The 21,481-nt window shown below is 45.4% G+C and carries 16 protein-coding genes and 1 tRNA gene; 8 read left to right on the top strand and 9 right to left on the bottom strand.

The genetic code is table 11. From position 1 onward, the window contains the following. Window positions 1–12: 12 nt before the first annotated feature. Window positions 13–2,760, bottom strand: coding sequence for a TonB-dependent receptor (locus AAHN97_RS10155; RefSeq protein ID WP_343307487.1), 2,748 nt, complete (start codon window positions 2,758–2,760; stop codon window positions 13–15). Window positions 2,761–2,904: 144 nt separating this feature from the next. Here AAHN97_RS10155 and AAHN97_RS10150 point away from each other — a divergent pair, with 144 nt between their 5' ends. Continuing rightward, a complete protein-coding gene (locus AAHN97_RS10150) occupies window positions 2,905–4,050 on the top strand; it encodes a cytochrome-c peroxidase (RefSeq protein ID WP_343307486.1) in 1,146 nt (381 codons plus the stop codon). On the opposite strand, the gene AAHN97_RS10145 is transcribed toward AAHN97_RS10150, so the two are convergent. Then, window positions 4,039–4,623 carry a type 1 glutamine amidotransferase domain-containing protein gene (locus tag AAHN97_RS10145; protein WP_343307485.1) on the bottom strand — a complete coding sequence of 195 codons (585 nt, stop codon included), beginning with the start codon at window positions 4,621–4,623 and terminating at the stop codon, window positions 4,039–4,041. The two genes, AAHN97_RS10150 and AAHN97_RS10145, sit on opposite strands and share 12 nt — an antisense overlap. A gap of 97 nt (window positions 4,624–4,720) precedes the next feature. Next, window positions 4,721–7,147 (bottom strand): AsmA family protein, encoded by a 2,427-nt coding sequence (locus AAHN97_RS10140; protein ID WP_343307484.1) that lies wholly within the window; start codon window positions 7,145–7,147, stop codon window positions 4,721–4,723. Window positions 7,148–7,211: 64 nt separating this feature from the next. Here AAHN97_RS10140 and AAHN97_RS10135 point away from each other — a divergent pair, with 64 nt between their 5' ends. Then, window positions 7,212–7,982, top strand: coding sequence for a zinc-dependent peptidase (locus AAHN97_RS10135; RefSeq protein WP_343307483.1), 771 nt, complete (start codon window positions 7,212–7,214; stop codon window positions 7,980–7,982). Here the strand turns inward: AAHN97_RS10135 and xrtN are convergent. The 4 genes from xrtN to AAHN97_RS10115 all read right to left on the bottom strand — a co-directional run bounded on the left by xrtN (window position 7,963) and on the right by AAHN97_RS10115 (window position 13,914). Then, entirely contained in the window at window positions 7,963–9,312 is a 1,350-nt protein-coding gene (xrtN, locus tag AAHN97_RS10130) for an exosortase N (RefSeq protein WP_343307482.1), read from the bottom strand. The genes AAHN97_RS10135 and xrtN overlap by 20 nt on opposite strands. Beyond that, window positions 9,291–11,756, bottom strand: a complete 2,466-nt coding sequence (locus AAHN97_RS10125; RefSeq protein ID WP_343307481.1) for an XrtN system VIT domain-containing protein — start codon at window positions 11,754–11,756, stop codon at window positions 9,291–9,293. Before AAHN97_RS10125 ends, xrtN begins: the two co-directional genes overlap by 22 nt. Before the next feature lie 121 nt (window positions 11,757–11,877). Continuing rightward, complete coding sequence (locus AAHN97_RS10120; protein WP_343307480.1) at window positions 11,878–13,242, bottom strand: alpha-L-fucosidase; 1,365 nt, start codon at window positions 13,240–13,242, stop codon at window positions 11,878–11,880. Between the two features lie 147 nt (window positions 13,243–13,389). Beyond that, a complete protein-coding gene (locus AAHN97_RS10115; protein WP_343307479.1) occupies window positions 13,390–13,914 on the bottom strand; it encodes a GNAT family N-acetyltransferase in 525 nt (174 codons plus the stop codon). 30 nt (window positions 13,915–13,944) lie between these two features. Between AAHN97_RS10115 and AAHN97_RS10110 the strand changes: the two genes are divergently transcribed. The 3 genes from AAHN97_RS10110 (at window position 13,945) to AAHN97_RS10100 (ending at window position 16,775) form a co-directional block, all read left to right on the top strand. Beyond that, window positions 13,945–14,964: an alpha/beta fold hydrolase gene (locus AAHN97_RS10110; RefSeq protein ID WP_343307478.1), complete on the top strand. Its 1,020-nt coding sequence runs from the start codon at window positions 13,945–13,947 to the stop codon at window positions 14,962–14,964. Between the two features lie 100 nt (window positions 14,965–15,064). Beyond that, a tRNA-Lys gene (locus AAHN97_RS10105) sits at window positions 15,065–15,137 on the top strand. A 774-nt stretch (window positions 15,138–15,911) separates the two neighbouring features. Beyond that, on the top strand, window positions 15,912–16,775 hold the full coding sequence (locus tag AAHN97_RS10100) for a hypothetical protein (protein ID WP_343307477.1): 864 nt from the start codon (window positions 15,912–15,914) through the stop codon (window positions 16,773–16,775). 42 nt (window positions 16,776–16,817) lie between these two features. Here AAHN97_RS10100 and AAHN97_RS10095 read toward each other — a convergent pair whose 3' ends face one another. Both AAHN97_RS10095 and AAHN97_RS10090 read right to left on the bottom strand, forming a co-directional pair. After that, window positions 16,818–18,236 (bottom strand): DUF4932 domain-containing protein, encoded by a 1,419-nt coding sequence (locus tag AAHN97_RS10095; RefSeq protein WP_343307476.1) that lies wholly within the window; start codon window positions 18,234–18,236, stop codon window positions 16,818–16,820. A gap of 404 nt (window positions 18,237–18,640) precedes the next feature. Further along, a complete protein-coding gene (locus AAHN97_RS10090) occupies window positions 18,641–18,937 on the bottom strand; it encodes a hypothetical protein (protein WP_343307475.1) in 297 nt (98 codons plus the stop codon). Window positions 18,938–19,043: 106 nt separating this feature from the next. Here AAHN97_RS10090 and AAHN97_RS10085 point away from each other — a divergent pair, with 106 nt between their 5' ends. From AAHN97_RS10085 to AAHN97_RS10075, 3 genes are all read left to right on the top strand, one after another. Further along, the gene (locus tag AAHN97_RS10085; protein ID WP_343307474.1) at window positions 19,044–19,289 is read left to right on the top strand and encodes a hypothetical protein; all 246 of its coding nucleotides are present in this window, start codon (window positions 19,044–19,046) and stop codon (window positions 19,287–19,289) included. An 18-nt stretch (window positions 19,290–19,307) separates the two neighbouring features. Next, window positions 19,308–19,904 (top strand): RNA polymerase sigma factor, encoded by a 597-nt coding sequence (locus AAHN97_RS10080; RefSeq protein ID WP_343307473.1) that lies wholly within the window; start codon window positions 19,308–19,310, stop codon window positions 19,902–19,904. A 295-nt stretch (window positions 19,905–20,199) separates the two neighbouring features. Further along, complete coding sequence (locus tag AAHN97_RS10075; protein WP_343307472.1) at window positions 20,200–21,333, top strand: FecR family protein; 1,134 nt, start codon at window positions 20,200–20,202, stop codon at window positions 21,331–21,333. The last annotated feature ends 148 nt before the right edge of the window (window positions 21,334–21,481 follow it).

Raw genomic sequence — 21,481 nt, 5'->3', positions numbered from 1 at the left:
GATCAATTTTTATTATAGTTTAACAGTCAGTCCTGCCGAAAGACTCAACGGAGAATTAAATACAGTTCTGCTCCTTGTTACTTCGTTATAATATTGCGGACGGATATTGAATATATTGTAAGCGCTGATAGACAGTCTCAGGTTTTTCCTGATCTCTTTGGCCACCTGCATATTGATATTAGCGTAAGGGAAAGGAAGTGTTGTATAGGAAGCATTGTCTGCCACCAGTTTTAGATACCCCAGGTCTGGATCGTTTACATCGAAGTTTTTAATAGGATGATAAATCAGGTGCTCATCGAGGTACCCGATGGGTATATTGTTCTTGCCTGGAAGATCAGTTGTTTCTATCCAGTGGATATCCGCAGTAAATCTAACGATAAAGCCAAGCTTAGGAATATGGGTAGAAGTGGATACTTTTGAAAGCAAAGACCAGCTTCTTCTCTTTTCAGCCGGGTAAACACCATACCAGGCTGGTTTCCCTGCCTCAATAATGGTTTTATCCACTGATACCGTGCGGTTATCTCCCCTGTCATCAAACTGGCTATAAGAAAATGCCGTACTAAGTGAAAAGCTTGTGCGGATAGCCCTGATGTCTTTTGTCTGTAACATCCACTCCAGTCCATAATCCGCAGTATACAGGCCATTGGTGATCCTGTAATTCCCCAGCGTATTATACCTGAGAGAATCGCCTGTTTGAAAGTAACGGGGCTTTCCACCCTGAACATCTACATAGCCATAGGCGGGGATGGTTACTTCATTAAATGTTTCCGAACTATTAAAGCCATTGGTGTTCCATTTGGCATATGCAAATGCAGATGTATTGAACCACCTGTCTGTGTAACGGATACCTCCTTCCAATTGAGTAGCCTTTGAAGCTTTCAGATAACTGTTATCCGCCAGTACTTTACGGGTGTACACCAGATAAAGGCTTGAATCCAGCGGAATTTTAACGAGGTTCAGTATAGGAATATCGAGCCAGGTGGGCGCCGGATAGCGGTGTGCCATGGAAGGTGCTTTTGTGGATACACCGAAACCTGCGCTCAACTCCAGAGATGGTGTAAGGGAATAACTAAGGTTGATCCTGGGTTGTATAGTTCCCACACTGTTCTGAATATCATACCTTACTCCTAACCCGATCCTGTATGGGCGGTCAAAGAGATTTCCTTGTATATTATCCTGAAGGTAAAAGCCGGTGTTGATCATATCCGGCAGTGAATTATAATTATAGGGCCGGGCGGTCTGGTCATTTTGAATTCCCCACCGTGGTCTGTTGGGATCGAGGAGGACCCCTTCGCCACGATTACCGGACAAAGAAAATGTAACACCCAAATTGATATTGTGGACTATGTTTCCAGTAAAATAAGTAGCTGATGTCACATCCAATGATCCATTCAATGATAGCGGTTCACCGATTATCTGTTCTTCTGCTACATAGTTACCCGCAATGAAATATCCTTCATAGATGCCAGTAGTATCCTTCATTGCAATAGGCTGCGGGGCACGGTTCAATAAAAATTGTTTATATGTATCCTGTTTCCCCTTCGTGAATCCCAGATTTAAACCAACGCTTCTTATCAATTCATTGTTAACCTGGAGCAACATCCGGTTGGAAATACTTACATTATAGCTTTTAGCATAAGCCATCTCCTCATTATCATCGTCCGGATCCAGCTTTCTGTCATCCAGCTTCCGGTCATAACTTACCTGTAAGGAGTTCTTTAGTTTTTTTGTCAGGTAGTTCGTCCACATCACAGACGTATTGATCCGGTTATAGTTCTTTACTTTATCGCGCGGGTCATTGTTACTATTCAGGAATCCTGCCGTAACATTCAATGCGCCCCATTTTTTACCGAGGTTAAAACCTTTAGTGAGAGAAGTCTGTGTAGATCCTCCATTGATATTCAAATTGAAGGTAAGCGGTGTTCTGCCGGTTTTTTGCTCAATAAAAATAGCACCGCTCGTCAATTCTCCATATTTAGCAGAAACAACGCCCTGTGCCACTTCAATCCTTTCTATGTTTTCAATGGCAATATCCCGTAAGTCCAGGCCTGTAAATGCTGCATCTATCTGGCCTCCGCCACCTGTATTGGCGTCCGGCGCAGTAATAAGTGAACCGCCTATGCCCCGTTGAGATACACTCCGGTTCTGCATGTTCGTTTCATTATTCACCCTGATCCCATCCACATAGATGGCCACCCCAAACGCATTATTAATTGCATTAATGCCTTGAGCATTACTTCTCATGGTAACTGTCTGCACGGTCTGCAACTGCGGCGCTAAACTCAGTTTTCCCGGTAAGTTATTCATGATATCGGCAAGGCTGAATGCCTGCGACTGCTCAATAGCTTCAAGATCAAACAGAATAGAAGAATTAGAGTTGGTTCCCTTCCGCACTGCCGTAACCTGCACATCTTCCAGCGTCAGACTCAGGTCCTTCATCGAAATCACCTGCGGAACAGCAAATTCAGCCGCCTGAAGCAGCTTTTCAACCGTCTTTTTTCCAACAAAACTTACAGAAAGGCGTAAAGAAGAGAATTTTCCTTTTGGGACAGGGAATCTGAAATTACCATTGGCATCTGTATTCGCACCAGCAATTGTTTCGCTCAAACGTACTGTGGCAAAAGCAATTGGCTTCTGATGCTCGTCTACCACTTTACCTGTAATGAATATCTCCTGATGCTCAGTTTGTGCAAGTACAGGAAGGCAAAGGGATAGCATACATACAATAAGCAGAAAGTTTCCTACGTTCATCCTCATCATCTAACGGCAATAATTTATCAGAACTGCAAAATTCGCCTAACGGATCGGGAATCGTTAATCAAATCGGGAAAAATTTCAGCAGGGAGGATGAATTCGGGAGATACGGTCGTAACTTTGGCAATTATTTTAAGGAGGGAAGCCATCATGTTAAACAGGAAACAGGTCTATATCACTATTACCATTAGTCTTATCGCTATTGCAGGCAGTCTCAGCAGCTGGCAAACGCAACCTGTTCCCGCTAATTACGCAGACAGCCTCCGCTCCCTCTACACCAGGCCGATTGCTCAATGGCCTAAACCGGATATAGACAGTAATATTCAATGGAAGGAACTGGGTTTACGCCCTAACTCCCCTATTGGTACAGATAGCCTGAAGGAAATGGTGGAATTGGGTAAACAGCTTTTTTTCGATCCCCGCCTTTCAGGCTCCAACCAGATCTCCTGCGGCAGCTGCCACGAGCCCGAACTGGGCTGGACGAACGGACGTTCTACTGCTGTGGGTCATGATCACCTGACAGGTAACCGCAATGTGCCCTCCTTACTAAACGTATGGGCAACACAGCCTCTTTTCTGGGACGGACGGGTGAAAACATTGGAAGAACAGGCATTGAACCCCATCGGCAACGAGGTGGAGATGCACCAGGGGATTGATAAACTACCCGCTAAATTATCTGCTATTCCCGGCTACAAGAGCGAGTTCCAAAAACTATTTAAGTCTAAGAAGATAACGGAAGCCCAGATAGCAGAAGCCCTTGCTACTTTCCAAAGGACTATCATCAGCAGGGCCTCCAAATTCGATGCGTTTTTACAGGGCAGGGAAAAAGCGTTAACAGATCAGGAGATTGAAGGACTGCACATCTTCCGTACAAAGGCACGTTGCATGAACTGCCATAACGGCCCATTGTTTACGGACAACCAGTTCCATAATATCGGGCTTACTTATTACAAACGTAAGTATGAAGATCTGGGCTTATATAATGTAACAAAGGATCCAAAAGATGTAGGCAAGTTTAAGACGCCCGGATTAAGAGACATCGTGATCACAAGGCCTTATATGCACGTAGGGTTATTCGACAACCTGGAAGGCGTCATCAATATATACAATGCCGGTGGCGGGCATCCAAGGAGAAAGAAAACACCGGAAGAAGAAGCGGATCCATTGTATCCGGTAACCAGCTCTATCCTACGGCCGTTAGGGCTCACACAACACGATAAAGATGCGCTGATAGCATTTTTAAACGCTATCAGCACAACTTCTTATCGTATCAGCAGACCAGCATTACCCCAGTGAGTGAACACCGCGGGATCTGGCCAGATGCTGCCCTTCGGCAATTTCTTCAATCATCTTTTCACAGAAAGCTTTCAGGTCTTTCGGACTGCGGCTGGTTACAAGGCCCATATCCACTACCACTTCCTTATCTTCCCAGTTTGCACCGGCATTGATAAGATCTGTTTTAATGGATGGATAGGAAGTAACCGTACGGCCCTGCAGCGCGCCTGTTTCTATTAATGTCCACGGGCCGTGGCAGATAGCCGCAATGGGTTTCTTTTCTTCGGTAAAGCCGCTCACAAATGTTACGGCATCTTTGTTCACCCGTAACAGGTCTGGATTCATCACACCTCCGGGAAGTACCAGCGCATCATAATCTTCAGAGGAAACTTTGTCTACTGTTTTATCCACGCGGTATTCATCGCCCCATTCCTTTTCAGCCCAGGCTTTCACATTGCCTGATTTCAGGGACACCACTTCTATTTCAGCACCTGCATTCTGCAAGGCTTCCACCGGAACGGTGAATTCTGATTCTTCAAATCCATCTGCTACGAGGACGGCCACTTTTTTACCTTTCAGAGATTGCTGTTCCATAATTCATTGTTTTACAGGATATGCAGCAAAAAGGAGTCCGATACGGCCAGCGCGGGTTTTTCTGATTTGTTTGGGTAGTTATTTGCTCAATATGGGGTTAATCATCGTCCTTCCCCTTCCCTAGTTTAAATTTCACCTTCCCATCTTCTCCATCCACCGCCCGCAGGTTAACAACAATACCTTTTTTCTGCTTTTTAGTCAGTTCAACTGCATCGCCGGACAGATCATCATTTTTAGGGTTACGGAGCGGCACTTTCATCTGTATATCCGTTCCTTTAGGCATGCCGTAGATTCCTTCCAGCTGTATATTCAGTACACTGGAAGCGATCACCATGGGATGGATCACTATCTTATTGCCTTTTATATCAAGGGTATTGTGCATGTTCTCAAAAGTGATGTTGGACATATCCCGTTTCCGGAAAATGAATTTCCCCAATTTCTCCAGCGGCTCAAAACCTACCAGGGCACCTTTATTCAGGTCAAAGGTTACAGAGCCGAACATGGTGTGCGGTTTAATGGTTACATCTTCCTTCATCCCTCCTGCTACTTTCGCAGTAGCAGAAAATACACCTTTCAGGTTCTTTGCCTGTATACCATCCTGCCCAAAGTTCTCAAAGGCATGGAAGAGTTGATCTACCTGTACTTTGTTCACTCTTGCATCTATCGTAAAGCGATCGTTGCCATTGCTGGCATTGGAGATGGTGCCGTTGAAATTGATCTGCCCTCCTGCTGCCTGTAACACGGCATTATCCAGCTTAACCCCTGTTTGGCTGAGTTGAATAGCGGCTTTCACATTGCTCGCAGTGAACTGGCGGTATTTTACTTTTTCCAGCGCCACATTCATGTTTACGCTGCAGGCCTCCAGCACCACATCCAGTTGTTTCATGATCCGCGGTTTGGCATGATGCACGGGATGCTTTTTAGACACATGTTTACGGCGTTTACCAAAGAAAGACTGGAATTCATTCAGGTTGATCATGGAGCTGTGAATAGACCAGTTCAGCGTTATTTTCTCCGGCGCGGCAAAATAGAAATTGAGGATGTTTCGGATATTCCCTTCCATTGTTACAGCACTGCTGCCGCTTTGCAAACGGATGTTGCGGAAATAGAGATCCTGTCCGGTAAAGTCAAGCGTGGCCAGGCATTGCTGGAAGGTTTGGTTACGGGGCACGTAGGTAAACGCTCCATCTTTGATCTGGATGATACCGTTTACGAATCCGGCAACTGTGTCTTTCGGGTTCCAGGTGCCGGCATATTCGAGATCCACTTCCGCTTCTCCTTTTGTGAATTCGAAAAGATGGGCACCAACGATATGTGTAAGCCGGGTAAGCGGGAATTTGGATTTAAAACGACCTGTGAGTACCGGGTTTTTGAGATTGATGATCCTCAGTGTATCTGAAGTAACAGGGATGCTGTCGTACTCCCCTTTGAAATTAAACAGGCTGAGCCTGGAGTTGGCATCGTTGTGCCCCTTTCCAATCTCCACCTCATTGAGGAACGCACCTTTGAAGCTGCAGCGTTCTAAAGTAACGGCTTTTGCGGTGAGGATATTATCTTTCACATCCCATGTAACCCTTACGTATGGCGTATCCCTGAATTTCATATGCCCCCTGATATCTGCATGTACATCAATTGGTTTCCCGAAATCGATGCTATCCATTTTGTGGGAAAGAGCCGGCGTTAGTAAGGAGGCCGCCTGGCGGAAAGGGATCTGGTCTGCTTTTATTTCCAGTGTAAATGCGGCAGGTTGCTGGCTGAAATTGAATTCACCTCTGAAAGAAACAGGCTGTTTGTCGAATTGAAGGAATTGAGGCGGAATACGTAATGTTTTGGAAGCAGTGATGTATTCCAGGGTGAGATCGCTTTGCAGCACTTTGTTCTGTGCAAAACTGCCCTTGGTGGTGTTGAACTCCAGGTTCCGTATATGCAGGTCCGTATTCAGATTACAGGTCCAGCCACTGCTTTGGTAATCTATCTCACCATTGAGCGACCGGATGTCGAAACGGAAGTGTTTTAGCTTCTGCTGGTTTTCCATGGAGAATTGAATGTTCTCCATACTAAAATACCTGAAAGTAGGTTGTTTGCCTGTTTTCTTTTGGGTAGAATCTCCTTTAAAGAGATAGGTATTGGAATAACCTGTACTATCTGTATAGATGCTGATATTGCCATCTTTCAGTTTCACTTCTTTGATACTTACCTCCTTGTGCAGGATGGCCGCAGTATTCACTTTCACGTACACTTCCTTTATGGCCAGCAGTGGGCGTTTATGCTGATCGAATAAACTATCTTTCAGAGACACATCTTTTAATGTGATAGATATATTCGGGAAACTGCGGATCAGCGAAGGGTCCATATCCCGGATCACCAGCGTACCATTGATCCGGCTGCTCAGCTGGCTGGAAATTTCTGCAAGGATGGCCTGTTTATTATTCCGGATCACCAGCGCCAGGATAAGCCATAGTATAATGATCAGCCCTATGAGGCTGCCTGTAGAAATTAGTAAGATGCGTAACCAGCGGGGCATGGGCTAATAATTGATGGTTCAGGAAGATAAACAATATATCGCAAAAAAGGTTGACATTTGATCTATGGCATTCGTAATACCTATCGCTATTTTTGCGCTGCTTTTCTGGTGGTTTTACCGTAAACCAAAGACCCAATCCAAACATCAGGCCACAATCACGGGCATATTGGAAAGCAATGTCAGCTACTATCAGCAGCTGAGAGCGGAAGACAAACCCCGCTTTGTAAAAGAAGTAAGTGAATTCATGGACAGTGTGACCATTGAAGGTGTAGGGGCAAAAGTAGAAATACTAGATAAGGTGCTGATAGCGGCCAGTGCAGTGATCCCTATCTTTTCCTTCCCGGGATGGCGTTATCGTAATCTCACTAATGTTATCCTGTACCCGGATACTTTTGATGAAAAATACCAGTTTGAAGGGGATAGAAGGAATATCCTGGGCATGGTGGGCAGCGGGCCTTTGAACGGACAAATGCTCCTCTCCCAATCTGCCCTCCGGCATGGGTTTTCAGAGCATAACGGCAAGAGTAATACCGCTATTCATGAATTCGTTCACCTGGTAGATAAAACAGACGGGGCTGTGGATGGCATGCCTGAATCCCTATTGCGGAACAGTTACAGCATTCCCTGGCTGAAAGTGATGCATGAAGAGATCAAAAGGATTGAAACCGGAGAGTCCGATATCAATCCTTATGCGGCGATGAACCAGAGTGAATTCCTGGCGGTAGTGAGCGAATATTTCTTCGTAAAGCCGGATACGATGAAGGAACACCACCCGGAGCTGTATGCCCTGTTATCCAAAATGTTTAAACAAGACCCTAATGCTGCAATGCAGTAACTATATTTTCTTCCGGCCTTAAGAGCCTGGCTACTTCTTTTTCCAGCGTTTTCCTGTCCTGCGTGCTAACGTTCACAATAGCATAGCGGGTACCGCTTCGCAAAGCATCCCAGCGCCAGTTTAATTGAGAGCCGGTTTGTCTGGTACCATTATCATACCACCAGGCAGTGTATAATTGCTGCGTTCCTTTTTGCAGGATGCTGGTAGACACGGTTTTACCGGCTATTATTTCTTCCCTGATATGTTTGAATTCAAAACCACTGCCTCGCCAGCATATAGTGGGATGATGATCGCTGTAATAAAAACCGGGGATCGTTTTTACATAGATCAATGCAGTATCATTCTCCACTTTCACCACATTGTCTCTCATAGCGGTTACCTTGAAACCTTCTACCGGTGGAAGGTTTGCCGGGATCACCTGGTTCACACCCGGCAGCATGGTTTTCCAGGCTACCATTCCCACGCAGGCAGCCAGGCAAACATGTGCCATGATCACCTGTAATGAATTCACAGTGTATACAGGAACAGTGGCTGTTTTGGTTTTACCTGAACGTTTTACCACCCAGGGGATCAGCCAAACCAGTGGTAAGATCACATATACCGCCAGGCAGATAATGCCCGTGAAGCCATGCATCGGATCTTCCGGCAGGATCACCAGTACCACCAGCAGGATCATGCGGAACAGGTTGGCGATGATATTCAGCAGGGCTATGATGCCCATTAAGCCGCTTACTTTTATAAAAGAAAGGTGAAGGCCCATTTTCTTCTGGTAGAATCCCAGGATCATTATACCACAAAGCATGGAGGTGACCAGCATATTCAAACCCATACATGCAGCATCTACAGAGAATTCATTACCTCCGAAGAAAATAGTGTTGCCTTCCACGTTAGCAGCCACCCCGATCATTTGCAGCAAAGCGCCGGCCCATGCTGTTAATTGCAGGCGTATGGGGAAAGTGAAGATATTGGTGATATAATCACAAATGGGGGCCATCAATGCCATGGCCAATACAGGCAGCAGGTTGATCTTCCCCAATATGTTATCTATGAGAAAACAGAGGGCTAATACTACGGAGGCATAGAGCAGGGTTTTCACCGGCAGGATCCATCCGAGTATGCAAAATACCAATGCCGTATAATAAAAACGCAGGCTTTTCTTTTGCAGCGGGTCCCTGTGCAATGCAACAGGGATGGCTATCAATCCCAGCAGGAATCCGGGAGACCGCCAGGCAATATAGTCCTTCAATGCATACTGCACAATGAGAACGTATATGCCTGCGATCAGTCCGGCACCCAGAATGGCGGGGATCAAACGTTTACTTTGATCCATTTCGGGCGGAGTTTAACATAGGTGAAGGTGAGTAGAACAAGTATGATGAGGGCCCATTCGTGCGGTTCAGGCACTGCGCCGTTAGATTTCAGGGAAGCATTCTTCAGGCTGTTATCACTGTCTTTGATATTGAACCTATCGTAATCCGCCTGCGATTCCAGCACAATTAAACTACTGATGGGAGAAACCACGTAAGCTTCCTGTGCAATGGGTATCAGGCTGTCCTGCCCTTCCTTTCCGGTGAGCAGGCCCTTTCCGGCTTTTTGCAGGATGTGGTTGTAAGCAAAGAGACGCATCAGGTGATCCGGCGCATCGCCTGTTGTGATACTGTCTGCCTTTTGCTCTATGGTAATGTTCGCTTCGTCAATCACCACTTTATTATCTGATTCGGTATCGCTGGCAAAAGTTTTGGTATCCATTAAGATCTTCAGTAAAAGCAGGCCGCCTTTCTCATAGCGGAATACACGGAACTCTTTGAGGGATTTCAAATAAGGAGATAATTGTGTGCCCAGGTCCAGCAGCCTGATCTTTGGCTGTGCTTCCTGTGAGAGGTAGGCAGATAATTCTGTTTTGAATCTGCTTCCTTCCAGGTCGTCCAGTGTGGGAGAAACAATTGTGCTTTTAGTGATAAGCAAAGCGCTGGCGGGATCTTTTATCTTATACACCGGGAAGAGACTGAAACGCTGTTTCAACGCGCTTTTTAATACTTCTTTAGTAGCCGGCACCATTTTTTCACCTGACCATATATACACCGGTGTTTTGCCAACAAGCAGCAACACTTCCTGTAATTCTTTTTCTGACCATGCTTCGTTCACATCCAGGTAAATGGCATCGGTTTGTACGGGATCGCGCTCGGGAACATAAGGCGTAATAGTATAGCCCTTCCCGTTAAAGGCGAAAGTATTTGACTGGATATTTTCGTTTTTAAACGTCAATTTCCATTCAGCCTTGTAATTGCCTTCATAATTAAGGGGCTGATCAGGCTTTACAGGTTCTGTAACAAATTCTATATTGCGGTCTTCTGCAGCACTTTTAGCGGTGGGGCCATCGAAATAAACATTTTCATATACCAGTTTATCCCCGTTTACTTTTAATGGTGCCGTAAATCCGATCTTAAACTGCCGGGAGCCATTTGAAAGCACAGGGAAAACCCTTACACTTACGGTATTTCCTTCCTGCCAGCGTACTACAGAGGGGTCTCGCTGCTCCACTCCCACTATTTCCCGGTAAGCTGTATCTGCTTTATGTTTTGTGGTAAGGATGCCTTTTTCTTCTTTTCCATTGACCCATAAGGAAAGGGCCGTTACTACAGCACCTTCCGGCAAATGGAATGTATAAATGCCTTCTTTCTCACCTCCCCATCTTTCCCTGCCTGGATTCACCACCGTGATCACCTTTTCCGTATAAGCAAGGTGCAGCTTTGGCCAGATCCGCACTTTAGTGTTCACATAATCCGTGTAAAGATCTTCGCCGGACCAAAGCCGCTCCTGTGCTTCATGACGGGCATCAAACAACGTTTCCAGTATCTTAATACGCTCTTCATTGGACGCTACTATCTTTGGAATGAATCCGGATGCCATCACCACCAATGGGTCATGCAAACGGGAATCATTAAAATTGCGGGAAGGCATCGTAAACAGGTTCCAGTCAAACCACCGGGGCAGAATGTAAATGAAATCAGCTTTCAATACCCGGTCTTCTATCCAGTTACCATCCATTTTCTTTGCTGCTTCTGCCCATGGTGGTAAAGCACTGATACCCTCTGCACTGGTCCTGTTATAAATACGGTTCAATTGTTTCACTTCATTGTTCATGGCCATGGTGAACACCGCGATCACAATAATGCAAAAAGTAAACCCGGAAAGCACACTCCACATACCGGCCTTGAAATCGAACCGGATATGCGTGTAAAACAGGTGCCAGATATGGATGAGCAGGAATAAAGGAATAAAAGTATGGATGGAAATTCCCAGTGCCAGTATAGCCGGAAAGGCAATACCATAAACAGGTACCAGGTAGCAGGCCAGGTATATCATGGCAACAATATTGACGCCCAGTACAAAACACATGATGGCACGAATAACCCTGGGCACATTCTCATAAAAATGGAATAAAAGCAGGTTGATACTGGTAATGATCAATACGGCACTGAACCAGGGTGTATTCTCATGGAAAATATTCATAACCCTGTTAAGACTGTATGCGCTGATGAGGAAGAGCAAAAGTATCGGCGTCATGGTTCCCTTACGTTCTTCCTTTTTCATAAAGGCCCTCACTATAAAGGCTACTACCGCACAGATGTAATGGATGAAAAACAAACGCATCATGAGGTCCTCATTCTCCGAATAAGTATTACCAATGGCGTAAACGATGAAATTAAGCATTAAAAAGGGAAGCAGGGTTATATACCTGTAGTTCAGTAATTTGTCTTTTACAGTTTGCATAAAGATAATTTAAAAGCACTTTGTATTTCAAAGTATAAAGGTAAAAAAGAAGGGATTTTACTCCCTCTTTTTCACTTTGAATTACAAAGTAAAGTCAAATATCCGAACAAACCAATAAATTTTACAAATTTCCGTCTACCTTTACTTTGATCACAGTGGCAATATCGTTCGTGGGTTTGCCGCTGAGGTCAATTACGAGATTATCCCCGCTGGTATTGGATTTGAGTGTATTTTTTGTACCGAGTACACTAATGTTTTTTACCTTATTCTTCAGGCCGGGTACCTCCAGTTTTCCGTTCGCAGGCCATTCAAACACAGCGAGGTAGAGGGTATTTTGCTTCCGGGTGATACGGCCCCATTGTACCGGTTTTAAAGGATTGCCTTTTGTGCCGTAAATAGCTTCGCCGTTCACCTTCATCCATTCGCCGATACCTTTCAGGCGCTGAATGCTTTCTGCCGGGAACTCCCCTTCTGCAGTAGGCCCAACATTCAATAAATAGTTACCGCCTTTTGAAGCAATGTCTACCAAGTTACGTACCATCGTGGAAACGCTCTTCCAGTTATGATCATAACTTTTGAATCCCCAGGTGCCGTTCATGGTCATGCAGGTTTCCCAATCACGCCCGTCCAGTTCACTCAGATTGGGGATCTTTTGTTCCGGTGTTTTATAATCTCCCTGGAAGTTAGGGCGTTTAAGGCGGTCGTTTGTGATGATGTTGGGTTGCAACTTCAGCTGCGCCTGTAATTTTGTGGCAGCATCGTCTGTCATATTAGTAGGCGTATCCCACCACAATACTGCTACTTCTCCGTAATTAGTGAGCAGTTCTTTCACCTGCGGTACGGCTACATTATCAATATACTGATCAAAAGTCTGCGTCATTTGGGCCGGATCAAAATGCCCGTTATTCGCTTTTGTATAAGCATCTACTTTAGCAGAATCCGGGTTAGGCCAGCCTTCGCGCATTTCTTTACGGGCAACGGAGCCACCGGGATTATTCCAGTCCTGTGCCTGGGAATAATAGAAGCCCAGTTTGATACCATGTTTCTTACAGGCTGCTACCAGCGGGGTGAGCAGGTCTTTTCCATAAGGTGTGGCATCCGTAATATCCCATTTGCTGGCTTTGGAATTGAAGAGGGCAAAACCATCGTGGTGTTTAGCGGTGATCACGATATACTTCATGCCTGCATCTTTGGCCATTTTCACCCATTCTTCTGCATTGTATTTAACGGGATTGAATTGTTTTGCGTAAGCCTGGTATTCTGCCACAGGGATCTTGCTGCGGTTCATGATCCATTCTCCCCCACCCCTTGCCATGGGAAATCCTTTATAAGTACCGGCCGGAACAGCATATACGCCCCAGTGAATGAACATCCCGAAACGGGCTTCCCTCCACCATTTCATACGTGCATCATTGGATGTGTTGTTTTGTGCCATGAGAGACTGAACGGTAATGAGCATCGTCAGCAGGCAAGCCATCTTTTTCATGAGATCAGTTTATACGTGTAATTCGCAATCGTTTGCATAAGTGGAATAAAAACAAGCGCCGCAGCGCTTTATCGATCCCAAGGTCGTACAAAAAAGCACGCGGTTTTAGACACTTTTTCTCTATTTGTTGTAGTTTTTTCTCCAGCCCTAGAGGATCTTTGCCAGCAGCAGGTCCCGGTCTACCTGTTCACCTACTTTGAAGGAATGTTCCCCGAAGGCAGTGAACCCTTCTTTCTCATAGAATTTCCTGGCCTTTACATTATGCTCCCATACACCTAACCATAATGTACGCACGAAATGCCTGGCAGCCTGTTCATAAGCAAACTGTATCAGTTGCCTGCCGAACTTTTTACTTTGGAATTCACTGCGCACATAGATCCTTTCCAGCTCCATCACGGGAGTGGGTAACAAAGTGCCGTTATCCGGCTGACGGTGGAGATTCAGTTTAATAAAACCCGCGGCTGTGCTTCCTTCCCAAAGGATGTAGAAGAAGGAATCCTTTTGTTCCCATTCTGCTTTTAACGTGTTGTCGTTCTTTTTTTCCTGGAGAAAGTTTTGCAGGTCTTGCGTTGAATATACAGGCTTAAAGGTTTCCGTAAATGTGTCCCGTTCCAGCTGCATCCATACCTGAAGATCCGTTTCCGCTACCGGTCTGATATGTTGATCGTTCATGATTACTGTAAAATACGTTATTTTTGTATTATGTGGAAAACCTTGCTCCTCCTTCCGGTATTATTACAACAAACTGCCATAGCACAAACGGTTCAGCGATCAGACTATGTGATTGCCAGTGATCCCGGCGTACGCATTGCTATCCGGGAAGTAGCCACACGCAAACGTAGCCGTAAACCTCCTATCCTTTTGTTACATGGTGGCGGAGCGGGCGGTATCGCTTCATTTGATCTGCCTGTAGCCGGAGGATCGTTTGCAGAAGACCTGGCCAAAGCAGGCCTTCATGTATTCATTATGGATGCACGGGGCTGGGAAAATTCTACCCGTCCTGATTATGACACTACCAAACGCTGGGTGATTGCAGCCTCTTCTGCGGAAGTATCCAGAGATATTGATGCCGTGGTGGATTTTATCAGGGAAAAAACAGGCAGAAAAAAAGTAGCCTTGTTCGGCTGGGCTACAGGTGGCAGCTGGATGGGTTATTACTCCTGCATCTATCCTTATAAAACCGCTTCGCTCATTATGCTCAATAGCCTGTATAACGTAAAGGCACCCTGGATCTTCACCAAACTATTCCGCAATCCTTCCGATACCTCACAGTTTAATTATGCTTCCACATCGGTGCTGCGCAGAGCAACTGCTGCACAACTGATAGAGAACTGGAATAACTACATACCTGTAGCAGATAAATCCCAATGGTATGATACCTCCGTAGCAAAAGCTTATGCAAGAACGGCGGTGTCTTTTAATGAAGACAGTATCCTCGAAGTACCTGGTGGTTACAGGGCAGAGAGCTTCTATACGGCACAGGGAAAAGGCATGTGGCATGCAAAAGATGTTTCTGTACCGGTGCTGGCTATCAGATGTGCTTATGATACCTGGAGCAGGCCGGAAGACCTTACTGCTTTACAGGAGAAGCTGGTGAATTCTCCGCGTAAGCAATTTGTGACCTTGCCTGAGGGCACACATATGGTGTTCCTTGAGAGGCCGGAGAAAGGGAGAACACAACTGATCAATGAGATTGTTGCATTCAATCTGAAAACACGTTGAGTACAACAGCGTGCATTTACTATGAACTTTTTTTACAAAAATTTGGAAGGAATAAAAATATTCCTATTTTTGCACCCGCTTTGATGGTCATCATAGCGATGATTCTGTAGCTCAGTTGGTAGAGCAATACACTTTTAATGTATGGGTCCTGGGTTCGAGTCCCAGCGGAATCACGGAGAAAAGTCTCGCAGTAATGTGAGGCTTTTTTGTTTTATAGCATTTGCATGCCTTTATTTGCTCTCAACCATCTATATTTATATACAGTAACTCTGAACACTGTGAACCTCCGCTAATATGAAACTGCAAATAGTACCATCTGGGGTTGAAGTGTGATCTGTTGGATTATGGTCAGGCGATGGGGGCTTGTTGATGGTGCCGGAGCGGTGATGGACAAATTGTAATCTTAGGCAGCTTACTTATTAGTTGTTTTAGCCTTTTTGACGAGGTTGTTGATTTGGGATCGGGTGAAGAGCCTTAATTTTTCTATTTCGGAACTATATGTTTCTCTTCTGGGGCGTTTTGTTTTCTCAAAGCCGATAGCGTACTTGGCGACGGAATACTCAGCCGCAACTGTGAGATTTTCAACGTTCTAGCCTTTTACCGGAAAGTCAATACATGCGTATGTAGGACTCACGGTTTTGTGCCCGCTGATAACTTTCTTGTGGTATAAGATATGGAAACGATATCCTTCAAAAAAGCAATAATTCGGCGCTCATATTCTTCTATGAATTTTATATCAATTATTTTCCCAGAAATAGCGGCCGAAGTTGTATCAAGCAAAAAATCAGTTATTTCTTTCGAATGGATTTTTGCTTTCAGGTCGTCTAATTCAGGTCCCGGTTTCCATGCTTGATGAACGATTTTGTTTCTGATATAGTTATAAGTAGTAAGTATTGAATGAGATGCCAGGGACAATGGATTAAGATTAAAAATCACACATCGGTTTTATGCATGATAAATTCTTATTTATTTTTTTGATCACAACTTTCTTAGCCAGCGAAAGCTTGTTGTTTAAGAAACTGCCAGTAAAGGAAGGCCTGCTAGTGGATCTTAATGCGGATAAGGGCGTATTTACCAATAACGAAGGGAAAGTGATAAAATGGGCAAACCAGGCAAATTTTTCAAAGGCACAATTCTTTGAAAAAAGAGATGAAGGAAGAAAAATACCTGGTTCAGGGAGCCCGGTTCTGAAAGAGAATGTGGCTGTCATTAACGGTCATAATTCAATGGTGTTTCGGGAACAGGAATTACTGTGTCCCAATGAGGATGCATTTGACCATTTGATAACAGGAAGCGGGTATACTTTCTTTTGTGTAATAAATCCATATAAACAAGAAGGCAAACTAAAGGATGTAAATTCTTTTTTTGGCAACCTGCGTAATGGGGGAATGTATGAAGGTTTTTGGGGAGGATTTACAGACGATAATCGCGTATGGGCCGGCCCAAGAAATGGGATTACATTTGGAAGATGGGATGCTAACAATCCATTTATCTGCTCACAGGAACCCTTACAGGAAAATAAATACTACCTGGTGATAGGTAAAATGGAGGCAGCAACTGATTCAGCAAATGTCTATTTGATGGTAAACGAATGGAATGAAATAAACTATATGCAAAAAGTTAAGGTAAACACATCCGCCAATTCATCTAAGTTATCGATAGGGCAGGAAAGAGATGCTATCAACCATCCGGGCGTGGAATCCTTTGATGGGGAAATAGCAAGGTTTCTTTTGTATGAACGCCCATTGAGTAAAAAGGAAATGAATAGCGTTATAAAGTATCTGATAAATAGTTACAATATCATAAAATAGCAAACGTGATCTCCGCCGGCATCAGTTTACCTATTGGTGTGCTCATCGTATCTGCCCTTTACTCCATTCGATTATCCGGGGATAAAGGCCTTTTATGGTCAGGCCGGGATTTTCTTTCCGCAGTTTCAACAACGCTTGGTTAAATTCCCTGAACTTGTAGAACTTCCGTTTGCCGGTGTTTAGCTCCTCCCGTTTTTTGATCACATATGCGGCTGTTTTGCTGTTGTACTTCTCATTTACCCAAATACAGAACACAGCATGCGTCATGTATTCATTAAAAACAGCCATCGGTGAGCGGTACCATTGATCTTCTTCTGATGCCCAGAAACCCTTTTTGCCGAAAATTTCAGCTATTTCTTTTTGATAATCTGAACTAACAGGGTTTACGTAATTGTGGTCTATTTCAGTAAATACAACTCCGGACATCAGGCCTTCTTTTTGCTGTTCTGTTATTTCTTTCTGCACATCGTACCGGCTGGCGTCACAAATGAACATAACGGTTTCTCCATACCGGGCCTTGGTTTTAGCATTTTTCCCAAAATACTTTTGTGTGCTGTGGGAACCACCGGTCAAAGGGGAAAACACGATCCTGTACGCGTTGTATTTTTCACCCGGGAATTCTTTTTCAAGCCACTCCCACATATGTTTGACGGGTAAAAGCTGTTGAACTCTTCTGATGTCAGCCGTGTAAAAGCCCTGGTTGTCAGTATAAAATTTTCTAAAGTTACTGGTCCTGGCAAAGTCTTCCACAAGCGGCAAAAACTCCGAAAACAGGCTGCTGAAGCCATCCCAGTCGTTGCCCGTTACATAATGGCGGGAACCTTCGGAAACGATGCTGTCGCCCTGGAATTTGTAAGTAAAACTATTCTCCCTGAAGCTGTAATATTTTCCGAAGTAGTCCTGTTCCGTGAAATCAAGTTTTTTGAAAAGAGGATGGCCAAGGTAAGGTTTGAAATACTGTTCCGCCTTTTTATAGTATGCTGTGTTTTTGTTCAGGTCTGTAGCCCTTTGTCCTGCGGGTGAAAGTGTCCAGATGATACTGGCCAGTTCATACACTTCCGGTATCTCAAAAGTGGTTTTGCCGTCGTATTTTTCAATATACGCTTGAGAGAAATTGGAGATGGCGCCGTTGTATTTAAACACAACCACTGACTGGCGGGTGGGTGTTTTAATGGTGACGTAGCTTCTTTTTGCATACGGGTAATTACCACCGGGGATTCTCAGAGTGTCTTTCCCGATAAAAGCGGTGAGCACAATCCCCCTGGCATTGTCGGTACCGGCGTTGACCGTATCCTTTTTCCCCAATACCATAACCATGGGGAATGTATCAGGATATAATGAGTACTCGTATCTGATGGTATCCGTATCGGAATAATAGACTTTCGGAATAGTTTCTTTTACAGCCTGCCCTGCGAGTGAACTGGCCAGGAAAAGCAATACGATTGTTATCTGTATTTTCATATAGTCTGTGAATACACGGTTTTACAGGGCCTGAAATATTTGCAAAGATGGTATTTTTTGTTTCCCCGGTCTGTAATTTTTTGCACAAGAAAACCCTGTGGTGTTGCGTTTATCATGTCCGGAACGGACTTCCTGTTCGCGTTGGGAAACGAATGCGGCTGACAGTCCTGATAAAACCCGCTGCCACAGGCGCCTTTACTGGGATTTTAAAGATCCCCAGTGGAATCACTGGAAGAAATTAAGCCGAATAGATCCTAAGGATCTATTCGGCTTTTTAGTTTTTGAGAAGTAAAGTAGTATTATTCAATTCAATCAGAGGGGACATAAAATATACCAGGCGGAATTTCTCTGCCTGGTATATTTTGAGCAGGAATTATTCGTAGTTTAAAAATTATATTTGATTGTCAACTTCCCTTTTTTTCGGTGCCTGGTTCATATTTAAATGTAGGCGTATCTGCATACCAATCACTGAGAAAACTGGTATCCACAATGCCTTTTTCAAGATTTATACCATTTACCATAAAGTTGCCATCTGCTTCTCCCTTGAGGGAGAAGAAATAATTACTAGGGTTTTTGTTTTTTGCTTTTACTGTCTGTTCCATTGATTTGGACAGATCATTAATAACAATTGTTCTATCACCAGAACAAGCAATTAGGGTGAGTATGCTACTCAAAACGACGGTAGATAAGATAGTTTTCATAATATCATTGATTAGTGGGTATCAACGTTGTCACATTAGGAATAATTCCGTGTGTCAGAGGATAATTGGCATGATCTAAAGGGCTCAAATTCCCGGCATATCAACATTGAACTGGCACGAAGTCCGGTATCACGGAGAAGCGCAGCCGCCGGACCGTGAAGACTTTGAAGACTACGACGATGATGAATACGGTGAATTTGATGAAGACCATAAAACCGACTGCGAAAGCGCGGATGAAAGATATGCACAGGCTATGGAAAAACACATAATCGCTGTATTGTCAAAAATCTCTTCCGGGCAAGGTAAGCTTAAGATACCGGCACTTACTCGTAAAATCTCATATTTTAGCTAAATTTACCCTGCCACAGTTATGAAAAACAACAGCACACATCATACGGATCCACTGCTCCTGCGCCTTTCCGAAGGAGACGAATCCGCATTCCGCGAGTTTTTTCATACCTACAGCCACCATGTTTATCATGTGGCTTTACTAATGACCAAATCCACCGAACTGGCGGAAGACATGGTGCAGGAGATCTTCCTCAAAATATGGCTCAACAGGGCGGCCCTTCCCGGAGTGGAGAACCTGAAAGGTTACCTTTTCATCAACGCCCGCAACCACATCCTTAACGAACTGAGAAAAGGATCGCACAACCTGCAGTTCACTACCGCCCTGCTCAACTATTTCAGTGAACCGGCAGACAACCCGGAACAGGCGCTGCTGCGCAAGGAATCGCGTTCGGTGCTGCGCCAGGCCATTGCCCATTTGCCTACCCGCCAGCGACTCATCTATCAGCTCAATAAAGAAAAAGGGTTAAAGCAGGATGAGATTGCGGCACAGCTGAACATCAGCAAACATACCGTGCGCAACTCCCTGGCGCAGGCCCTGCAAAACATCCGCCACTTCCTGGAACGGGCCGCCACCGGGCTGGTGCTGGCCGTCTGCGTGATTGAAGCTTTCCTGTAACAAACATGGTTTCCGGGAACCCGGATGCGGCCCTCGTTTCGCCTGAATCCGGGCTGGTGCCGGCCGTCTGCGTGATCGAAACTTTCCTGCAACAAACATGGTTTCCGGAACCGGATGCTGATCTGCCTTGTAATAAAATTTCCTTTTGGGGAACTGCGGGAACCCGGATGCTCCTCATTGATCTGCCCGCTTCGCCCGGCGTTGCACTCAGCCGGATGGGCCCACTTTCCCCCCAAAAAATTTCTTCCTCCCGACTAGTAGTCCCACTTTTTAAATGTGTCTTTATAAGTAACACATGGCAACACGATTCGACATACTGCTCAAAGGATACATTTCCGGTACGCTTACCCCCCCGGAAGCGGAAGAGTTCCTGCAACTGGTCAAAGACCAGGACCACCGCCTCCCCGATGCCGTGCAGCGCCTCCTGGAAAACGAGCACCACCCGGCATTGCCGCCGGAAAAAGAGCAGGAAATGGCCGATGCTATCCTCAGCCGGGCGCGGCGTGCGGAGCGCAATCGCATCCCGATGTTCCGATTAGCAGCGGCCGCAGCGGTACTGGCTGTATTGGGAGCAGGGTTATTATTTATGCTGAACAGCAGGCAGCCTGCCGCACCAACCCCACGAACCGCCACAGCATCCGCCGCCGCACCCGGCCATAACAAAGCCACCCTCATCCTGGCAGACGGCACTGTAGTGCCGCTGGACAGTGCGGGCGAACAGCAGATAGGCCAGGGCATCCGGCAAAGCAAAGGACAGCTGCGCTATACCGCGGAAGCAAAAAGTGGCAGCATACAATTCAACACACTGGCCACGCCCAGGGGCGGGCAGTTCCGCCTCACCCTCCCTGACGGCAGCAGGGTATGGCTCAACTCCGCCTCCTCCCTCCGCTACCCCACCGCCTTCAACGGCGGCCAAAGAGTGGTGGAACTAAAGGGCCAGGGGTATTTTGAAATTGCGCAGGCGCCCTCGCAGCCCTTTATAGTGAAAGTAAACAGCATGGAGGTACAGGTATTGGGCACCCGCTTCGATGTTATGGCCTACCCTGATGAAAATGTGGTGAACACCACCCTGCTGAACGGCGCCGTACAGGTCAAAAACGCCGGCACCACCCGCTTGCTGCGCCCCGGGCAACAAGCGGTGCTGAACGGTGGAAACAATCACATCACTATACAGCAAGCTGATACAACCAAAGTTATTGCATGGAAGAACGGCCTGTTCCTGTTTGATAATATGGACCTGCAGACTATTCTGAGAGAAGTGTCGCGCTGGTATAATGTGGAAGTGGTGTACACTGTTACGCCCAGTTCTGAGTTATACGGCGGCGCCATCAGCCGCAACATGAGCCTGGAGGCTGTTTTGCATTTACTGGAAGGCAACGGCTTTAATCACCTGAAAATTGAAGACAGAAAAATACTGGTATTGCCGTAAAAAAAATTCCGTTATGAGAGAATGTTCAACCACATGCTCTCTTCATGTCAGAAAAGAAAATTGTAAGTAAGTATCTATCGGGAATAAAAAGAAACCGGAAGTGGTTGCAACACTCCCGGCAGTATCTGGTATTCCCTTTAATCTGAGA

This window comes from Chitinophaga niabensis, from assembly GCF_039545795.1.
GTDB lineage: Bacteria > Bacteroidota > Bacteroidia > Chitinophagales > Chitinophagaceae > Chitinophaga > Chitinophaga niabensis_B.
This window is presented reverse-complemented; position numbering and strand designations above follow the sequence as displayed.

Coding starts and splice junctions, on each gene's coding strand:
- AAHN97_RS10155 (WP_343307487.1), bottom strand. CDS start 2,760: ATGATGAGGATGAACGTAGGAAACTTTCTGCTTATTGTATGTATGCTA.
- AAHN97_RS10150 (WP_343307486.1), top strand. CDS start 2,905: ATGTTAAACAGGAAACAGGTCTATATCACTATTACCATTAGTCTTATC.
- AAHN97_RS10145 (WP_343307485.1), bottom strand. CDS start 4,623: ATGGAACAGCAATCTCTGAAAGGTAAAAAAGTGGCCGTCCTCGTAGCA.
- AAHN97_RS10140 (WP_343307484.1), bottom strand. CDS start 7,147: ATGCCCCGCTGGTTACGCATCTTACTAATTTCTACAGGCAGCCTCATA.
- AAHN97_RS10135 (WP_343307483.1), top strand. CDS start 7,212: ATGGCATTCGTAATACCTATCGCTATTTTTGCGCTGCTTTTCTGGTGG.
- xrtN (WP_343307482.1), bottom strand. CDS start 9,312: ATGGATCAAAGTAAACGTTTGATCCCCGCCATTCTGGGTGCCGGACTG.
- AAHN97_RS10125 (WP_343307481.1), bottom strand. CDS start 11,756: ATGCAAACTGTAAAAGACAAATTACTGAACTACAGGTATATAACCCTG.
- AAHN97_RS10120 (WP_343307480.1), bottom strand. CDS start 13,242: ATGAAAAAGATGGCTTGCCTGCTGACGATGCTCATTACCGTTCAGTCT.
- AAHN97_RS10115 (WP_343307479.1), bottom strand. CDS start 13,914: ATGAACGATCAACATATCAGACCGGTAGCGGAAACGGATCTTCAGGTA.
- AAHN97_RS10110 (WP_343307478.1), top strand. CDS start 13,945: ATGTGGAAAACCTTGCTCCTCCTTCCGGTATTATTACAACAAACTGCC.
- AAHN97_RS10100 (WP_343307477.1), top strand. CDS start 15,912: ATGCATGATAAATTCTTATTTATTTTTTTGATCACAACTTTCTTAGCC.
- AAHN97_RS10095 (WP_343307476.1), bottom strand. CDS start 18,236: ATGAAAATACAGATAACAATCGTATTGCTTTTCCTGGCCAGTTCACTC.
- AAHN97_RS10090 (WP_343307475.1), bottom strand. CDS start 18,937: ATGAAAACTATCTTATCTACCGTCGTTTTGAGTAGCATACTCACCCTA.
- AAHN97_RS10080 (WP_343307473.1), top strand. CDS start 19,308: ATGAAAAACAACAGCACACATCATACGGATCCACTGCTCCTGCGCCTT.
- AAHN97_RS10075 (WP_343307472.1), top strand. CDS start 20,200: ATGGCAACACGATTCGACATACTGCTCAAAGGATACATTTCCGGTACG.